Origin of the sequence: Pacificoceanicola niger, assembly GCF_048553275.1 — a bacterium.
Classification (GTDB): domain Bacteria; phylum Pseudomonadota; class Alphaproteobacteria; order Rhodobacterales; family Rhodobacteraceae; genus Pacificoceanicola.
In genome coordinates this window covers 86,809-103,661 of the sequence record NZ_JBLZMW010000005.1, presented here as the reverse complement: position 1 = coordinate 103,661, position 16,853 = coordinate 86,809, and the positions used below count along the sequence as shown (strand labels likewise).

At 63.1% G+C, this 16,853-nt stretch carries 13 protein-coding genes; 7 read left to right on the top strand and 6 right to left on the bottom strand.

Annotated elements, in window-relative coordinates; translation table 11 throughout:
* Window positions 1-20 precede the first annotated feature (20 nt).
* From ACN2XU_RS08885 to ACN2XU_RS08875, 3 genes are all read right to left on the bottom strand, one after another.
* Entirely contained in the window at window positions 21-470 is a 450-nt protein-coding gene (locus ACN2XU_RS08885; RefSeq protein ID WP_419410073.1) for a hypothetical protein, read from the bottom strand.
* Window positions 471-562: 92 nt separating this feature from the next.
* Window positions 563-2,128 (bottom strand): 2-isopropylmalate synthase, encoded by a 1,566-nt coding sequence (locus ACN2XU_RS08880; protein WP_419410072.1) that lies wholly within the window; start codon window positions 2,126-2,128, stop codon window positions 563-565.
* Between the two features lie 15 nt (window positions 2,129-2,143).
* The gene (locus tag ACN2XU_RS08875) at window positions 2,144-2,500 is read right to left on the bottom strand and encodes a cupin domain-containing protein (protein ID WP_419410071.1); all 357 of its coding nucleotides are present in this window, start codon (window positions 2,498-2,500) and stop codon (window positions 2,144-2,146) included.
* Between the two features lie 300 nt (window positions 2,501-2,800).
* Here ACN2XU_RS08875 and ACN2XU_RS08870 point away from each other — a divergent pair, with 300 nt between their 5' ends.
* Entirely contained in the window at window positions 2,801-5,758 is a 2,958-nt protein-coding gene (locus ACN2XU_RS08870; protein WP_419410070.1) for a calcium-binding protein, read from the top strand.
* 108 nt (window positions 5,759-5,866) lie between these two features.
* On the opposite strand, the gene ACN2XU_RS08865 is transcribed toward ACN2XU_RS08870, so the two are convergent.
* Complete coding sequence (locus ACN2XU_RS08865; protein ID WP_419410069.1) at window positions 5,867-8,053, bottom strand: transglycosylase domain-containing protein; 2,187 nt, start codon at window positions 8,051-8,053, stop codon at window positions 5,867-5,869.
* A 256-nt stretch (window positions 8,054-8,309) separates the two neighbouring features.
* Here ACN2XU_RS08865 and ACN2XU_RS08860 point away from each other — a divergent pair, with 256 nt between their 5' ends.
* From ACN2XU_RS08860 to ACN2XU_RS08850, 3 genes are all read left to right on the top strand, one after another.
* Window positions 8,310-8,648 carry a P-II family nitrogen regulator gene (locus ACN2XU_RS08860; RefSeq protein WP_419410068.1) on the top strand — a complete coding sequence of 113 codons (339 nt, stop codon included), beginning with the start codon at window positions 8,310-8,312 and terminating at the stop codon, window positions 8,646-8,648.
* A 35-nt stretch (window positions 8,649-8,683) separates the two neighbouring features.
* On the top strand, window positions 8,684-10,003 hold the full coding sequence (locus ACN2XU_RS08855) for an ammonium transporter (RefSeq protein ID WP_419410067.1): 1,320 nt from the start codon (window positions 8,684-8,686) through the stop codon (window positions 10,001-10,003).
* Between the two features lie 123 nt (window positions 10,004-10,126).
* Window positions 10,127-10,642 carry a DUF1697 domain-containing protein gene (locus ACN2XU_RS08850; protein WP_419410066.1) on the top strand — a complete coding sequence of 172 codons (516 nt, stop codon included), beginning with the start codon at window positions 10,127-10,129 and terminating at the stop codon, window positions 10,640-10,642.
* 249 nt (window positions 10,643-10,891) lie between these two features.
* Here the strand turns inward: ACN2XU_RS08850 and ACN2XU_RS08845 are convergent, their stop codons facing one another.
* Window positions 10,892-11,386, bottom strand: a complete 495-nt coding sequence (locus ACN2XU_RS08845) for a serine O-acetyltransferase (protein ID WP_419410065.1) — start codon at window positions 11,384-11,386, stop codon at window positions 10,892-10,894.
* A gap of 243 nt (window positions 11,387-11,629) precedes the next feature.
* Between ACN2XU_RS08845 and ACN2XU_RS08840 the strand changes: the two genes are divergently transcribed.
* From ACN2XU_RS08840 to ACN2XU_RS08830, 3 genes are read left to right on the top strand one after another with little or no spacing between them, the layout of a single operon-like run.
* Window positions 11,630-13,660: an acyltransferase family protein gene (locus tag ACN2XU_RS08840; RefSeq protein ID WP_419410196.1), complete on the top strand. Its 2,031-nt coding sequence runs from the start codon at window positions 11,630-11,632 to the stop codon at window positions 13,658-13,660.
* Window positions 13,661-13,663: 3 nt separating this feature from the next.
* Window positions 13,664-15,229, top strand: a complete 1,566-nt coding sequence (locus tag ACN2XU_RS08835; protein WP_419410064.1) for a GMC oxidoreductase — start codon at window positions 13,664-13,666, stop codon at window positions 15,227-15,229.
* On the top strand, window positions 15,226-15,993 hold the full coding sequence (locus ACN2XU_RS08830) for an SDR family oxidoreductase (protein WP_419410063.1): 768 nt from the start codon (window positions 15,226-15,228) through the stop codon (window positions 15,991-15,993). The genes ACN2XU_RS08835 and ACN2XU_RS08830 overlap by 4 nt, the downstream gene beginning before the upstream one ends.
* Before the next feature lie 7 nt (window positions 15,994-16,000).
* Here the strand turns inward: ACN2XU_RS08830 and ACN2XU_RS08825 are convergent, their stop codons facing one another.
* On the bottom strand, window positions 16,001-16,762 hold the full coding sequence (locus tag ACN2XU_RS08825) for a WecB/TagA/CpsF family glycosyltransferase (RefSeq protein WP_419410062.1): 762 nt from the start codon (window positions 16,760-16,762) through the stop codon (window positions 16,001-16,003).
* Window positions 16,763-16,853: the final 91 nt, after the last annotated feature.

Genomic DNA, 16,853 nt, shown 5'->3' with positions numbered 1-16,853 from the left:
CCGAAGCAGCGTTTCACACGTCAGCGAATTTTGGTCTCCGGAGGCTTCGCCACGTCCGGCTTCAGCATGGGCCCCCAGAGCTGTTCGATCCGCGCATGAACCCTGTTCAACCGATGCGCACCAACAAGGAAAAGGTGATCCGGAGTGGAGCTGACGAGCAGGCGATCCTGCTCATCCCTACGCCGCCGCAAAATCAAGGCCGAAGCATCGGCTTCATCAGTCAACACATTCCAAGAGGTGCATCGGCGATCTTCACCATTCCGTCTGCAGCTGACATCAAATTCGTCTTCTAGTCTGGCGATCGCGGCTTCCACGATGTCCGGTTCAAGATCGTCTGCGAAAACGCTCGCTGTGTCGGCGCTGTCTCCCCCATGGGGCATAACGAAAACGAAAAGAAGAACGATTGGTACAATCTTGTATAACGCATAAAGCGTCACCGCTGCGGTCGAGATTTTCGCATGCTTACTCATGACTTGACGCTGATTGGCATCGCCTCCTCATTCCCATGCAACGGTAGCGCACCATGAAAAAAGGCCCGGCGTTTCGACCGGGCCTTTGGTTGTTACATCTCTTTGTAACTGATCTCGCGCTTGTCGGCGCCAGGACCGACCTTGGAGCGGCGCACGATGAGGCGGTTGAGCGCCTGGATGTAGGCCAGAACCGAGGCGACAACGGTGTCCGTATCGGCCGACTGGCCGGTGGCGATCATGCCGTCCTCTTCGAGCCGGACCGAGACGGTCGCCTGCGCATCCGTCCCCGCCGTCACGGCGCTCACCTGATAAAGCTGAAGCCGTGCCTTGTTCGGGTGCAGCTCGCGCACCGCCTTGAACGACGCGTCCACCGGGCCGTCGCCCTCGCAGGTCGCGGTCAGATCCTTTCCGTCGATTTCAAGCTCGATCTCCGCCTTTGCGGGACCACCGGTGCCGCAGGTGACGCTGAGGTTGACAAGCTGGATCGCATCCGCGCCTTCGGTGGTGGCGGAGACCAGCGCGAGGATGTCATCATCGAACACCTCTTTCTTGCGGTCGGCGAGATCCTTGAAGCGGACAAAGATGTCCTTGAGCTGGTTGTCGCCCACGTCTGTCCCAAGCTCCTTGAGCTTGGCGCGCAGCGCGGCGCGGCCGGAGTGCTTGCCCAGCGGCAGCGACGTGCCGGCAAGGCCCACGTCCTCGGGGCGCATGATCTCGAAGGTCTCCGCGTTCTTGAGCATGCCGTCCTGATGGATGCCGCTCTCATGGGCAAAGGCGTTCTTGCCCACGATCGCCTTGTTCGGCTGCACCTGAAAGCCTGACACGGTCGCGACACGCCGTGAGATATGCATGATCTTCTTGGTGTCGATATGGGTTTGGAACGGCATGATGTCGTTGCGCACCCGCAGCGCCATCACCACCTCTTCGAGCGCCGTGTTGCCCGCGCGCTCGCCCAGCCCGTTGATCGTGCATTCGATCTGCCGCGCACCGGCCTCGACCGCCGCCAGGGAGTTTGCCGTCGCCATGCCGAGGTCGTTGTGGCAATGCGTGGCAAAGACCACCTCATCGGCGCCCGGCACCGTTTCGATCAGGCGGCGGATCAGATCGGCGCTCTCGCGCGGCGCGGTATAGCCGACGGTGTCGGGAATGTTGATCGTGGTCGCGCCCGCCTTGATGGCGATCTCGATCACGCGGCACAGATAATCCCATTCGGTCCGCGTCGCGTCCATCGGCGACCACTGCACGTTGTCCGTCAGGTTGCGCGCGTGGGTCACGGTCTGTTCGATGCGCTCGGCCATCTCGTCCATGGTCAGGTTCGGAATGGCGCGGTGCAGCGGCGACGTGCCGATGAAGGTGTGAATGCGCGGACGCGCCGCGTGTTTCACCGCTTCAAAGCACCGGTCGATATCCGGAAGCTGTGCCCGCGCCAGCCCGCAGATCACGGAGTTTTTCGAGCGCTCCGCGATCTCCTTCACGGCGCGGAAATCGCCCTCCGACGCGATCGGAAAACCGGCTTCGATGATGTCGACACCCATGTCATCGAGCAGCTCGGCAATCTCCAGCTTCTCGTCATGGGTCATGGTTGCGCCGGGGCTCTGCTCGCCATCGCGAAGCGTGGTGTCGAAGATGAGGACGTGGTCCTGTGTCGTATTGGTCATTGTCTTGGTCCTGACTCAAATATGCGGTTTGGCGGAGGCGGCCCGGTCGCTGTCTCCGGTATTGGGTTCACCTTTGGGTTCGATCAGCAGAACCCGCACTTCTTCATCGGCGCGGGGACGGTGTACGACGCCGGCAGGGACGATCACAAGCTCTCCGGCGCGGACCGTTACGGGATCTGCGTCTTCGTACTCCATGGTCATCTCGCCTTCGAGGACGAAGAAGAAATCATCGCTGGTGTCATGTTTGTGAAAGGGAAATTCGCCCTGGAATTTCACCACCATCACGTCGTTGTCGTTATAACCTGCGATCACATGCGGGTCCCAGTGGGACGTGAACATCGCCAGCTTTTCGGCCAGGTTTATGGGCTTCATGAGGTCTTCCTAACTCTGAGTGCACTGTGGGAAAGACGGCGCGTCACATGTCTCCTCTGAGCACGCGCGCCGAATTGGCCGCGCTCAGAGGCGAGTTAGGAGCAGGTCAAGGCCACGCGCGAAGGGCGCCGGAAGGCGCGCGCTGTCTGCGATATGTGTGGCGTTGATCATGGGCTGCACTATACGCCCCGAATCTTAAAAGAAAACCCGCAATTTTCAGCCGGATTCTCTGCGGGGGCTTTGACCGGGGGCCGCGCTGCGCCATACTTGACCGAAGGCAGGAAAATACAGGGCAGTGATATGATCTTCAGGATGCTTGCGGCCGCTCTTCTGGTGTGTTTGCCGTGGCAGGCTCTGGCGCAGGAGCGCGCCGGGGAGGCGGGCGCACGGCTCTATGTGTTCGGCAATTCACTGGTCAATTATCTCAGCGAGACTGCGGATGACACAAACGTACCGCACTGGCTGAACGCCATGGCGCGCTCCGAAGGCCGCAGTTTTGCCGTGGACGGGCAATGGGGCTTCTTGCGAAACTTCGCGGGCAGCCCCCCGACGGCCAACTGGTCCTTTCCCGGCGTGTCCGGCGCGTGGTCCCCGGATCGTCCCTTTGCCTCCGGGCGTTTCGATGCGGTTATGATCGCCCCGGCCAATTTCATTCAGTATCAGCTGCCCGACGTGCCCTACGACGGCGACAATCCAACCGGGGAAAGCCCGCTTGGCGCCGCGTTGCAACTGATCGACTGGATTCGCCGCGAAAGCCCCGACAGCCGCATTCTTCTCTACGAAGGTTGGGCCGAGATGGGGACGATCACCGGGGAGTTTCCGCCAAATGCGCAGGCCTTTGCCCGCTACAACGCCGCCAACCGCACCGACACGCACCAATGGTATTTGGACCTCATGGACCGCATCGCCCGGGCGCGCCCCGATGCGAATGTCACGCTTGTCCCCGTGGCTTCCGTGCTTGGCTCGCTTTTTGAAGAGGGCGCGCCGCTGGCCGGTCTTCCGGCAGAGGCCTTCTATGTCGACGCCGAGCCGCACGGCACGCGCACGCTCTACCTGCTCGCGGCGATGATCACCTATAGTGTGCTCTACGACGCGCCACCGCCGGCGGACTGGTCCCCGCCAATCACCCTGCACCCGGACGTGACCGACCAGTATCCGCAACTGGCGGAGGCGATCTGGACTGCGGTTCAGGCCACCGCAAACACCCGCGCCGCCGCCCCGCGCCCCGCGCCGCAGACCGCCATCGCCGAGGCCGCAACCGACGTCCCAGCCCTGCCACAAAGGCAGCCCGTCGCACTGCCGCCGCGCGGCATCCGGCCCGATGGCATTCCGGCGCTTGGCATGGGTCTCAACGGCATCGCCGACTGGTCCACGCAGCATCCTTTCATCGACCTGATGAAAACTGCCCGCGACTGGGTCGGCCATTCCGGCGACACATGGGGGGCCTTCTCCTCCGAAGCGCTGCGCGCCGGGGGGCATATCGGCCCGGACGGCTATCCCACGTCGATCCCGGACGGTGCCGATGTGCTCGAAGCCGTTCTGCTCACCGACCAACCCACCGAGGCGACGCACCTGCGCGGTGAATACGTGCTGTTCTACGAGGGCAAGGGGGAGATCACCCTCACCGGCCGTGCCAAGCGCGTCCGCTATGAAGACGGCGAAATCGGCTTTTTCTACGAACCGGGCGATGGTCTCGTCGGTGTCGCCCTGAGCGCCATCGACCCAAACGATCCGATCCGCGACATTCACATCGTCAAACGCGCGCATCTGCCGCTTTTCGAGGCGGGCGTGCTGTTCAATCCCGACTGGATCGGCCGCATCGAAGATCTGCGCTCGATCCGCTTCATGGACTGGATGATGACCAACGGCTCGCCCATCACCACGTGGGATGACCGCCCGCGCATGGACGATGCCACATGGACGGTCTGGGGCGTTCCGGCGGAGGTGATGATCCGGCTCGCCAATCGCATCGGTGCCGACCCGTGGTTCAACATGCCCCACCTCGCCGATGACGACTATGTCCGGCAATTCGCCGCGCTGGTGAAGGCCGATCTCGATCCGCGCCTCAAGGCCTATGTCGAATTTTCCAACGAAGTCTGGAATTTCATCTTTCCCCAGGCGCAATGGGCCGCCGCCGAGGCGCGCGTGCTCTGGGGCGAGTCCGAAACCGGGTGGATGCAATACTACGGCCTGCGCGCGGCGCAGGTCATGGATATCTGGAGCGACGTCTTCGGCGACGAAACGCGCGACCGGCTGGTCCGCGTCGCCGCCACGCACACCGGCTGGCCGGGGTTGGAGGAAAGCGTGCTGCTGGCACCGCTGGCCTTCCTGCAACTGGGGCGCGCTCCGCAGGAGAGCTTCGACGCCTACGCCGTGACCGGCTATTTCGGCTACGAGATGGGCGGCGAGGACATGGCGCAGCGCATGACCGACTGGCTCGACACCGCCGAGGCGATGGCGACACGCGCCGGAGAGGCGCAGGGTCTCAAACGGGTCGCTCTGCGCGAATTCGTCAAGGACGCCCGCTTTGATGCCGCCATCGCGCCTGTCACTCTGGCGCTCGAAGAAGGGTCCCTGCGCGAGCTGACCGAAGAGATCTTCCCCTACCACGCGGGCGCGGCCAGCCGGGCGGGCCTGCGTCTCGTCATGTACGAAGGCGGCACCCATGTCACCGCGCATGGGGCGCAGGTGAACGATGACCGCCTCACCGATTTCTTCGCGATGTATAATTACACGCCGGAAATGGCCAAGCTCTACGAACAGCTTCTGGCGGGTTGGAACCGGGCGGGAGGCACCTTGTTCAACGCGTTCGTCGATGTGGCCCCGGCCACGAAATGGGGCAGCTGGGGCGCCCTGCGGCACCTGGATGACGTCAATCCGCGCTGGGATATGCTGATGGCCTTCAACGCTTCCGGCCTGAACGATTGGGAACGGCGCGAGGAGCGCGCCTTCCGCAACGGGATCACCCGGATCGCCGATGTCGGCAATCAGCGGATGCAGGGCACCAGCTTCGACGACATCCTGATCGGTGGGCCGGGCAACGATTCCCTCATTGCGTCGGGCGGTGCGGATGTGCTCGGCGGTGGGCCGGGCACGGACCGCGCCGTGCTGCCGGGCTCGCGGGAGGACTACACGTTCCGGCGCGACGGCGGTCTGCTGCTGGCCTCGGGGCCGGACGGCGTGCTGCGCCTGAGCGGGATCGAAACGCTGGTCTTCGAAGACGCGGCAAGCGTGGGCATCCCTGAAGCGGACTTCTGACGGGCGATGCCCGCCGACCCGAAGGGCCAGCGGATCACCTTCAAAAGGGTCGGTCCGATTGCCGTGGGCAGGTCGGCGGTTGCGTTCTCGTCAAACGCCCGCCAGCCCTCAGTTCCCTCCGCCGAAGATATCGCGCAGCACCTGATCAAGCAGCGTATCGCCGACCCGCGCCCCGCCATTGCGCTGCTGCGCCTGCGGTACGGGCTCTGGCTCGGGTTCCGGCGCGCGCTGCGGTGCCACCGGCGCCTGCATCGGCAGCGGCTTCACCGGCACGCCTTCGTTCACCCGCACCATGACCTCGTGCCACAACTCGGCAGGCAGCCCGCCGCCGGTCACACCGGTCAGCGGAGTATTGTCGTCATAGCCCATCCAAACGCCGGTCACGTAATCGGCGGTAAAACCGATGAACCACGCATCCCGCGCCTCCTGGCTGGTGCCGGTCTTGCCGGCGGCTTCACGGTCGGGCAGGCGTGCGCGCCCGCCGGAGCCTTCGGTGACGACCTTTTCCATCATCCAGATCAGTTGATGCGCCGCGTCGGGCTGAATGACCCGCTCGCCGATGCCGCCGCCACTTCCCATGAGCGGCTCGCTCTCCCCTTTCAGGCGCAGTTCCTTCAGCCCGTATGGCTGCACCGAGGAGCCGCCATTGAGGATGCCCGCATAGGCGCCTGTCATCTCGATCAGCGTTGCCTCCGATGTGCCAAGCGCCATGGCGGGGGTGTCGTGCAAATCGCGCACGATGCCGAAATCATGTGCCACCCGGATCACCAGATCGCGCCCGACACTCTCGGACACCTTGACCGCCGGGACATTGAGCGATCGCTTCAGCGCCTCGGTCAGCGTGACGCGGCCATAATGCTGGCGGGTATAGTTTTCCGGGCACCACTGTCCGGATCCGGCGATGTTGAGGCAATAAGGCTCGTCCAGAACCGTATCGAGCGGCGAGTAGCCAAGCTCCAGCGCGGTGGCGTAGACAAACGGCTTGAAGGCTGAGCCGGTCTGCCGAACCGCCTGGGATGCGCGGTTGAACAGACCCGACGCGTCGGTATCGCGCCCGCCGACCATCGCCCGCACCGCACCTTCGGCATCCATGACCACCACGGCCACCTGCGCCTTGGAACCCTCGCGCACCTTCTCCTTGAAGACCTGGTTCACCGCATCGGCCGTGGCGCGCTGGATTCGCTGGTCCAGCGTGGTCTGGATCACCACGTCCTCTGTCGTGTCCTTGGTAAAGAACTCCGGCCCGGACTGCATGACCCAATCGGCAAAGTATCCCCCCCGCAGGTTGCCCGCCTCGTCGGACAGCGCCGCCGGGTGCGCCTGATAATAGGCCGTGTCCTTGTCGCTCAGATATCCCTGATCATTCATCAGGCGCAGCACCGTCGCGGCACGATCCTGGCTTCGCTTGAGATTGGCGGTCGGCGCAAGCGACGACGGCGCAGTCAGCAATCCGGCAAGCATCGCCGCCTCCGCCGGGTCCAGCGCCGCCGCGGGTTTGGAGAAATACCGCTGCGACGCGGCCTCCGCCCCATAAGCGCCGCCGCCCATGTAGGCCCGGTTCATATAGATCGAGAGGATCTCGTCCTTGGTGTATTTCACTTCCATCGCGATGGCGTAGAGGGCTTCCTTCGCCTTCCGCGCCAGCGAGGACCGGCGGCAATCCTCGATGTACTCCGCCTCGTTCTTCCATTCCGTCGGATCGAACGGCACCCCGATGCACAGCAGCTTGGCGGTCTGTTGCGTGATGGTCGAGCCGCCATGACCGGACAGCGCCGAGCGCCCTTCGGACAGGTTGATCTTGATCGCCCCGGCAATCCCGCGCGGACTCACCCCGAAGTGTCGGTAGAACCGCTTGTCCTCCGTTGCGACGATCGCGTTCTTCAGATGCGGCGACACGCTGGCCGCCGTCACCACACCGCCGAACTGATCCCCGCGCAGCGCAAAGATGGCCCCGCGATTGTCGAGCAACGTGACGGAGCCTTTGGCCCGGCCATCGACCATCTGCGAGGCAGGCGGCATGTCCGACTGCATGACAAAGACGATCCCGGCCACGATCAGCACCGCCACGATCGTCGCAAACGCCACCGTGCGCCAGATCAGGCTGAAGATCCGACCGAAAAACCCGAGCACGAAAGCGGCAATTGGATTGCGTCGCCGGGCCGGAGCCTTGCGCCGCGCGGGTGCCTTCTTGCGCGCCTTTGTCGGTTTCGCCTTGGACTTTGCCGCAGCGGCGCCCTTCTTGGGGTATCGCCTGTCTGCGACGAGCCGCCCCGGCCTGCGTCGTGAATCACTCATGAAATCTGCCCGGTTTTTTCGCTTTTGTTGTGCCAAACCTATCGTGCTTGCGCAGCAATGTTGACCACATTTAGGCGAGAATTCGCTTCGTAAGTTGCATAATTTTTAGGCACGAAAATTAGAACGCACAATTTTTGAACACTAAACCCGGAAACTGCCCCCGAAATACGCGCTTCAACCTTCCATAACGCCGTCCCGAGCGCCTTTCTGCAAAAGCCAATAGCAGGCACGCCCTGCAAAAGCGAAAGGGACCAAGGTGAAACTGATCATTGCAACGATCAAGCCGTTCAAGCTCGAAGAGGTGCGCGAGGCGCTCACCGGGATCGGCGTACGCGGCATGATGGTGACGGAAATCAAGGGCTTCGGCTCGCAGTCCGGCCATACAGAAATCTACCGTGGCGCGGAATACGCCGTGAACTTCGTGCCGAAAATCAAGCTCGAAATCGTCGTTGGCGCGGCCATGGCGGACCAGGTGGTCGATACCATCAAGTCCACCGCCCAGACCGGCAAGATCGGTGACGGCAAGATCTTCGTACTCGACGTGCAGCAGGCCGTGCGGGTCCGCACCGGCGAAACCGACGCAGACGCGCTCTGACGCGGACCCAACAGGACAAAGAGGACATCCGAACAATGAACCTTCTGAAAACACTGGCGCCCGCTGCGCTGCTCGTGGCCCTGCCCACGCTGGGCTCTGCTCAGGACGCCGCAGCCGCGGCCCCGGACATCAACCCGTATATCTTCACCACCCTGCTGTTCCTGATCGGCGGCTTCCTGGTGTTCTGGATGGCGGCAGGCTTTGCCATGCTCGAAGCGGGCCTCGTCCGCTCCAAGAACGTCACGATGCAGCTGACCAAGAACATCGCGCTCTTCTCCATCGCGGCCATCATGTACTGGCTCGTTGGTTTTGGCATCATGTACCCGGCCGAATGGCTGGTCGAAGGCTGGCTTGGCCCGTTCTTCGCCATCACTTCGCTTGAGCCCGTCGGCCTTGGCGCGGATGCAGCGGCGCTTGATTATGCCTCCGCTGGCTCCGACTTCTTCTTCCAGCTGATGTTCTGTGCGACCACCGCGTCCATCGTGTCCGGCACGCTCGCAGAGCGCATCAAGCTCTGGCCCTTCCTGATCTTCGTTGTCGTGCTGACCGGCTTCATCTACCCGATCGAAGCATCCTGGCAGTGGGGCGGCGGCTGGCTCTCGGAAGCAGGCTTCTCTGACTTCGCTGGCTCGACCCTGGTGCACGCAGCGGGTGGCTTTGCAGCGCTTGCCGGTGCTCTGATCCTCGGCCCGCGTATCGGCAAATACAAGGACGGCCGCGTCATCCCGATGCCGGGCTCCAACCTTGCGCTTGCTACCTTGGGTACGTTCATCCTGTGGCTCGGCTGGTTCGGCTTCAACGGCGGCTCGCAGCTTGCCATGGGCACCGTGGGCGACGTGACCGACGTGTCCCGCATCTTCGCCAACACCAACATGGCTGCGGCCTCCGGTGCTGTCGTCGCTCTCCTGCTGACCCAGTTCATGTACAAGAAGCCTGACCTCACCATGACGCTGAACGGCGCTCTGGCTGGCCTCGTGTCCATCACCGCAGGTCCGCTCGACCCGTCGCTCTTCGGTGCGCTTTGGATCGGTGCCATCGGCGGCGCAATCGTGGTCTTCACCGTCCCGATGCTCGACAAGATGAAGATCGACGACGTCGTCGGCGCCATCCCGGTTCACCTGCTGGCCGGCATCTGGGGCACCCTTGCGGTTCCCTTCTACACCGAAGGCACATCCTTCGCGACGCAGATCCTTGGTATCGTGTCCATCGGCGCCTTCGTCTTCGTGACCTCCGGCATCGTGTGGTTCATCCTCAAGATGACCGTCGGCATCCGGGTGTCCGAAGAGGACGAGATCAACGGTCTCGACATGGCGGAGCTGGGCATGGAAGCCTACCCCGAATTCTCTAAGGGCTGAGTTCTCCTTCCTATCGGCCTAAGGAAACACTGCCCGGGCGTTCGCGCCCGGGCTTTTTGTGCCCGGACCCCCTGTCCGAAGCGAAGCGTTTCTCAATCCCTCCTGCTGCGCTACTGTTCGCCCATGACCCGCTATTGCGCCCTCCTGCGTGCCGTGAATGTCGGCGGCACCGGCAAACTGCCGATGGCCGACTTGCGCGCACTCTGTACGCAGGCCGGGTTCACGCAGGTCTCCACCTATATCGCCAGCGGCAATGCGCTTTTCACCGCCCATGGCGACGAGCCCACCATCCGCGCCGCGCTCGAAACCCGGCTCGCGGCCTATGCTGGCAAGCCCGTCGGCGTTCTCCTGCGCAGCGCGTCCGAGATGGCGGCAGCCCTGCGTGCCAACCCGTGGCCGGACGCGCGGCCGAATCAGATCGGCGTGCTCTTTCTGCCGGACGCGCCAGAGTCGGACGCCCTCGCGCCGCGCGGCCTGTCCACCGAGGAAATCATCCCGTTGGGCCGCACGGTCTTCATTCATTATCCGGATGGCATAGGGCGCTCAAAGCTGAAGCTGGCCGCGATGGAGCAGGGCACCACACGCAATCTCAACACGGTGGCGAAACTGGTCGATCTGCTGGGCGGCCCGACTGATTAACCAAAAACATCGGGCTGCAACGGCGGCAGTTCCGCGACTCACCGCAGCCATTTGAGTTTTGTACCAAACTCGGCGAGAATCGTACCAAACGCCCCTTAACGCGCCCCGCGAAGCGGTTAACGTCGATTAACCCGTGGTGGGTGGATCTGGCCGCGCCCCAAGATGTAGGTTGTCCTTGGGCCTGATTTTGGCGCACGGGGTATTAACCCCACCGCGCGGCGCGTTAATCCCGGGTCGAAAATCGCCGAATTAACCACCGTCCCGGATCACCCGCGCCGGGATTCCGGCCACTGTGGCCCCTGCGGGAACGTCCTTGGTCACCACCGCGTTCGCGCCGATCACCGCGTGATCCCCCACCGTCAGTGGTCCGATCAGTTTCGCGCCGGCGCCAACATCCACATGCCCCCCGAGAACAACCGGTCCGGCAAGTGTAACCTGATGAAATATCATGCAATTCACGCCGATCTTGGCATCGGGATGGATGATGATCCCGGTCGGATGCGTCAACCGCAGACCGCCGCCAACCTCCGTATTCAGGTGCAGCTCCGTCTGACAGATTGTCGACCAGAACAGGTGATTCAGAGCCCAGTATTTGCACGCCAAACGGCCAAGAACGCCCCCCCGCGCCTTCGCCGCCTGATAGCGGCGCAGCGCCCGCAACAATTTCTGTCCTGGATCCCAGACGCGTCTTACAGATTCCCGGCTCCAATCCGGCACCTCGGCAGAGACTTGTTTTTCGATCACAAAATACACTCCCAGCCCGTCATTCGCCCAATTCCCGCCAAGATTTGATCTATAGTTAAACCTATAGCAACACCTTCACGTCACGCCGTATTCCATGTGCATGACGCGCTTACGTCTGTCCGCTCGTCAGGGAAAATCCAGACCGACGGATCAGACCGCAGACCCGGAGAACCCGGAAGGAGCAAACATGACCCGGCTCGCACAGCTGAGGCCCCTCGATTGAGCGCCCCGCTCGGTCAGACCATGCCCTACCGGGGCGATATCGACGGCCTTCGCGCCGTCGCTGTGCTGTCTGTTGTTCTTTATCACTTTGGTATGCCGCTTCAGGGCGGTTTTGTCGGTGTCGATGTCTTCTTCGTGATCTCCGGTTTTCTGATCGGTGGAATCCTCTGGCGGGAATACGATCAGACCGGCCGTATCTGGTTGAAAAATTTCTATATCCGCCGATTCCGCCGCCTCGCGCCCGCCTTTTTTGTCATGGCCATCGTGACTACGCTGCTTGGCTGGGCGCTGCTGTTGCCCTTTGAATTCCGCGAGTATGGGAAATCCCTGATTGCTGCCACGGTCTATCTCTCGAACGTCTTGTTCTTCCGCAGCGCGGGCTATTTCGACGCCGCCTCCGAGGACAAGCCCCTGCTTCACACCTGGTCCCTCGCGGTCGAAGAGCAGTTCTATATCCTCTTGCCTTTGCTCATTCTTTTCCTGGCGCGCTGGCGTTGGGGGTTGCTTGGTTTGCTTGTCGCCATATGGGCACTGTCACTCCTTGGCAGTATCCTGCTTACCCCCTACGCCCAGACTGCGGCCTTCTACCTCTTTCCTTTCCGTGCGTGGGAGCTGCTGAGCGGCGTGCTCCTCGCCATTTGGGGATATGAAACCGGGCGGCGGTGGCGCGGCTGGGCGGTGCTGTCATGGCTCGGCATGGGTCTGATCCTCGCATCTGTGTTGTTTATTCCCGCCGGACCCCTGTTCCCCGGCCTGCTTGCGATCCCGCCGGTGCTGGGCACGGTTCTTGTCATCGCCAACGGCCTCAATCGCAATCCGGTCAACCGATTGCTTTGCAACCGGTGCGCGATGTTTGTCGGGGCGATATCCTACTCTCTCTATCTCTGGCACTGGCCGGTCTACACGCTCTCCACCTACCTTCGGGAGGGCTATGCCAACGTACTGGAATCGCTGGTTTGGATGGCGCTCTCCTTCGGTCTTGGCTGGCTGTCGTGGCGCTATGTCGAAACCCCGGTGCGCCACGCCCGCGGCCTGCCCGGCGGGTCTGTCTTTGCCGGAACCGCGCTCGCCTCCGCGATTTTGCTCGGCCTCGGCGGATGGCTCTACAAGGCGGACGGCCTGCCAGGTCGTTTCGGTCTGGAGGCTCGCACCCACATTGCCGCCAGCGCCGATTTCCTGCAGGACTGGAGCCGCTGCTACACCGCCACGGTGCTGCCTCTCGACGGTCTGGAAGTCTGCCCGATCGGCCCGGAGGGTCCGCCGCGTGTTCTTGTCTGGGGTGACAGCCACGTCCGCGCGTTCAGGGAGGGCCTCGACCTTGCCGCCTTCGAGGCGAACGTACCGGGCATCATCCTCTGGCGCGCCGGCTGCCCGCCGCTTTTTGGCGTGCGCAAGATCGAAAGCAGCGCGACACAGGCACAGGACACCGCCTGCACCCAGGCCAACAAGCAGATCGAACAGAGCTTTCCGCGCCTGACGAGCCTCGAATCCATTTTGCTGATCGGCCGCTGGAGCTACTATGCCAGCGGTCAGGGGGTCGGTCTGGATGCGCAAAACCGCATTTCCCTGCACCCCACGGACGGATTGGAACAGATCGGAACTATTCAGGCCCGTCTTCTTGCCAGCGCCGCACGGCACACGGTGGCAAAGCTCTCGGCCTGGGGGCCCGCCGTCTTTGTCATGCGCCAACCGCCGGAAATCCCCTACTACGACAGCCGCAAGGCCGCTCGCGAGGCCGCCCACCGGCATTGGCCCCTTGCGGCAAAACCAAGCACGCACAATGAGGTGGACAGACAGGTCCTCGCCCTGCGCGCCGCCCTGGCTGACGGCTTGTGGCTGCCGCTTCAGGAGGAGGACCGCGTGACGGTGCTCGATACATGGCCCTATCTGTGCGACCCGTACCATTGCTCTGCGATCCACGACGGCACTGGCCAGTATTTCGACAACAACCACGTGACCAACGCCGCCGCGCTGCGGCTGCGCGATGTCTTTGCGCCGGTCTTTTCCGGCATGACACAGCAGACCGCCCTGACGGTCAGCTCTAACGATTAGCGCATGACCCACCCGGCCTGTGATACGATTTGGGACGCCATCGTCATCGGCACTGGCATGGGCGGCGGGACCATCGGGCGGGCGCTGGCGGAGGCCGGGCAGACGGTGCTTTTCCTCGAACAGGGCGTCGCTGGCTATCGCAGTGAAGCCAATGGATTGAGTGATGTTTTCCTGCCCGAAGCCCGCCGGACCCGGGGCCTCTGGCAGGAGCCGCTGCATGTTGTCCTGAATGGCAGGCACAGTGCGTTCTATGCGCCGCTTGGTGCCGGTGTGGGCGGCAGCTCTGTGTTTTATGCCGCCACTCTGGAGCGCCCGGAACGTCACGATCTGGAACCGACCGAAGGCAAGCCGCATCCCACCGGCGGCTGGCCGGTCGGGTTTGACGCCATGGCGCCCTATTTCGACCGCGCGGCGCGGACCTATCGCATCTATGGCACCGCCGATCCGCTGTCCGCGGAAACCGCCCTGCCGCTGCGCGATGCGCCCGGTCTCAACAGCACCGAACAGTCGTTGATGCAAAGCCTGACTGCGGCGGGCCTGCACCCCTACCACGCCCACACGGCGTTGGAGCGGGTGCCGGACTGTCAGAGCTGCCTTGGCACGAAGTGCCCGAAACGGTGCAAGATGGACGGGCGCTCTGCCGGTGTTGAACCGGCGCTGGCCACCGGCAACGCCACCTTGCTGACCGATGCCAAGGTGACCCGGCTGGCCAGTGATGGCGACCGGATCAGCCATGTGGAGGCACGGCTGAGGGGTGATCCGCAGGTCTTCCGCGCCCGGCGCTTCATCCTCGCCGGGGGCGCGCTCGGGTCTGCGCATCTGTTGTTGAAATCTGCGTCGGATGCGCATCCGAACGGGCTTGCCAACCGCTCCGGTCAGGTCGGGTGCAACCTCATGTTTCACCTCAACGAGATTTTCGCGCTCTGGCCAAAGGCGGGTGATGCGAAGGATGGCGCGACCAAGGCAATCTCGCTGCGCGATCTCTACCACGTGGGCGAGCGGTTCGGCACGGTGCAGGCCATGGGTATTCGGGCCTCCTATGGTGAAATCGTGCATTATCTGAACATTATGCTCGCCCGGAGCGCTTTTGCCCGGGTGCCCGGAGCGCGGCAGATGACACGCCTGCCCGCCGCCCTCGCCGAGCGTCTCTTTGGTCATGCACAGTTGTTCGTGGGGCTAATGGAAGATCTGCCTTATGCTCAGAACCGGCTGACCTATGATCCCGCCATGCCGGACAGGCTCTCGGTCGACTACACGTTTGCTCCGGAATTGCTTCGCCGCCGCCGCGCCTTCCGCCGTACCATACGCCGGGCCTTCAGGGGGCACCGCAGGATGTTTCTCGGCCTTGTGCCGGAGTTGAATTATGGCCATCCCTGCGGCACGCTCCGGTTTGGCGACGATCCGGAAACAAGTGTGCTGCGCCCGGATTGCCGCAGCCACGAGATCGGCAATCTCTGGGTCGTGGATGCCTCGTTCATGCCGACGTCCATGGGCGTGAACCCGTCGCTAACCATTGCCGCCAACGCCCTGCGGGTGGCGGATATCCTCAGGCAGGAGCCCATGCCATGACCATGCTCACACCGGCGGAGGGGATTGCCATCGTGACGGGGGCAGGGTCCGGACTCGGGCGCGCGCTTGCGATGGAGTTGACGCAGCGCGGCTTTACGACGGTTGGCCTTGGTCGGCGTCACGGGCCGCTGCAAGACACCGCCGCCCTTTGCGCGCCGGGTTTATTTCACGGCGAAACGCTGGATGTGGCGGACGGTGCGGCCGTCGCTCAGACCTTTGCCCGGCTCACGCACACCCATGGCCCCATCGCGCTGTTGATCAACAATGCTGCCGTATACCCCCATGCTGATTTCCTTGCCGCCAGCCCCGAGGCCTTCATGGAGGTGGTGGCGGCGAACCTTGGCGGGATCGTGCACTGTAGCCATGCCGCGTTGCGAGACATGGCCGAGCGGGGCAGGGGCCGAATTCTCAATGTGGCGACTTTCGCAGACCTGAATCCGTTGCCCACCGCCGGAGCCTACTCCGTATCCAAGGGCGCGGCCCGTATCCTGACGCGCAGTCTGATTGTCGATTTGGCTGATCGCTTTCCGGGGATCGTCATTGGCGATTGGATGCCCGGGATGCTGCGCACGGAGATGGGCATTCCGGACGGGCTGGCCCCGGAAGAGGCGGCCCAATGGGGGGTAACCCTTGCCTTGATGCGGGATCCGGCGCTGACCGGGACGACCTTTGAAATGGACCGCGAGGTGCTGCCGCCCCGTGGCCTGAAAAGTCGGATCAAGGATCTGATGCTGATGAGGAAACGTCGGGCGCGGCGCCTGTAATCCGGCGTCAGCGCTCGTTGTGAGAGCGCAGCGACAGAGCGTGAACAACCTGACCGGGCAAGATCAGGAAGCACTTGAGATAGCGCCATGTCATGCGGCGCGGATTGCTCAACATCCGCCACAGCCATTCCAGCGCATAGCGCCGTGCCCATTCCGGTGCGCGTTTTTGCGATCCGGCAAAGAAATCCAGACCCGCGCCGATCGAGGCAAAGCCCACAGAGGGCGCAATCAGCCTGCCCCGCGCGGAGAGAATCTCCTGCTTGGGCGCGCCAAGCGCCACGAAACACAGGCCCGCGCCAGAGGCCGCAACCTGTCGCAGCATTCTCTCAGCCGCCGGACCGAGCGGATCGAATCCCATGGGCGGCGACAGGCAGGTCGCGACCTGAAGCCCGGGAACGCGGCGCTCCAGAAAGATCTTGGCCGCCAAGAGCGATTCGTCGGTCGATCCGACAAAGGCAACCGACACCTGATTGCGCGCAGCAACCCGCGCCAGCGGCAGAATCGCGTCAGATCCGGGGATCAGCTGCACCGGCTGATTGGCCAGCCGAGACATCCAGACGATCGGATTACCGTCCGCGACGACGAAGTCCTGCAGCGCGTAAGCGTCCCGGAACTCACTGTAACGATTGAGTTTCACCAGGTGATCGAGGTTAATGGTCGCCAGCGAAAAGCCTTCACGATCAAGCAGACGTTCTTGCACCCGGGCTTCCAGGGCGTCCCAGGTCGGCACGTTGACCGAGATCGTCTGACTTTTAATCGTAAACTGCATTCCAGCCTCTCTATCGGCGGCACATTAGTAAAAATTTTCACGCTTCCTCAGTGGGAAAAGAACAGCCGTTGATGCCAAAATCGTGGCAAAA

What these genes read in the sequence shown, in the direction of transcription:
- ACN2XU_RS08885 (WP_419410073.1), bottom strand. Translation starts at nt 470, where the DNA reads ATGAGTAAGCATGCGAAAATCTCGACCGCAGCGGTGACGCTTTATGCG.
- ACN2XU_RS08880 (WP_419410072.1), bottom strand. Translation starts at nt 2,128, where the DNA reads ATGACCAATACGACACAGGACCACGTCCTCATCTTCGACACCACGCTT.
- ACN2XU_RS08875 (WP_419410071.1), bottom strand. Translation starts at nt 2,500, where the DNA reads ATGAAGCCCATAAACCTGGCCGAAAAGCTGGCGATGTTCACGTCCCAC.
- ACN2XU_RS08870 (WP_419410070.1), top strand. Translation starts at nt 2,801, where the DNA reads ATGATCTTCAGGATGCTTGCGGCCGCTCTTCTGGTGTGTTTGCCGTGG.
- ACN2XU_RS08865 (WP_419410069.1), bottom strand. Translation starts at nt 8,053, where the DNA reads ATGAGTGATTCACGACGCAGGCCGGGGCGGCTCGTCGCAGACAGGCGA.
- ACN2XU_RS08855 (WP_419410067.1), top strand. Translation starts at nt 8,684, where the DNA reads ATGAACCTTCTGAAAACACTGGCGCCCGCTGCGCTGCTCGTGGCCCTG.
- ACN2XU_RS08850 (WP_419410066.1), top strand. Translation starts at nt 10,127, where the DNA reads ATGACCCGCTATTGCGCCCTCCTGCGTGCCGTGAATGTCGGCGGCACC.
- ACN2XU_RS08840 (WP_419410196.1), top strand. Translation starts at nt 11,630, where the DNA reads ATGCCCTACCGGGGCGATATCGACGGCCTTCGCGCCGTCGCTGTGCTG.
- ACN2XU_RS08835 (WP_419410064.1), top strand. Translation starts at nt 13,664, where the DNA reads ATGACCCACCCGGCCTGTGATACGATTTGGGACGCCATCGTCATCGGC.
- ACN2XU_RS08830 (WP_419410063.1), top strand. Translation starts at nt 15,226, where the DNA reads ATGACCATGCTCACACCGGCGGAGGGGATTGCCATCGTGACGGGGGCA.
- ACN2XU_RS08825 (WP_419410062.1), bottom strand. Translation starts at nt 16,762, where the DNA reads ATGCAGTTTACGATTAAAAGTCAGACGATCTCGGTCAACGTGCCGACC.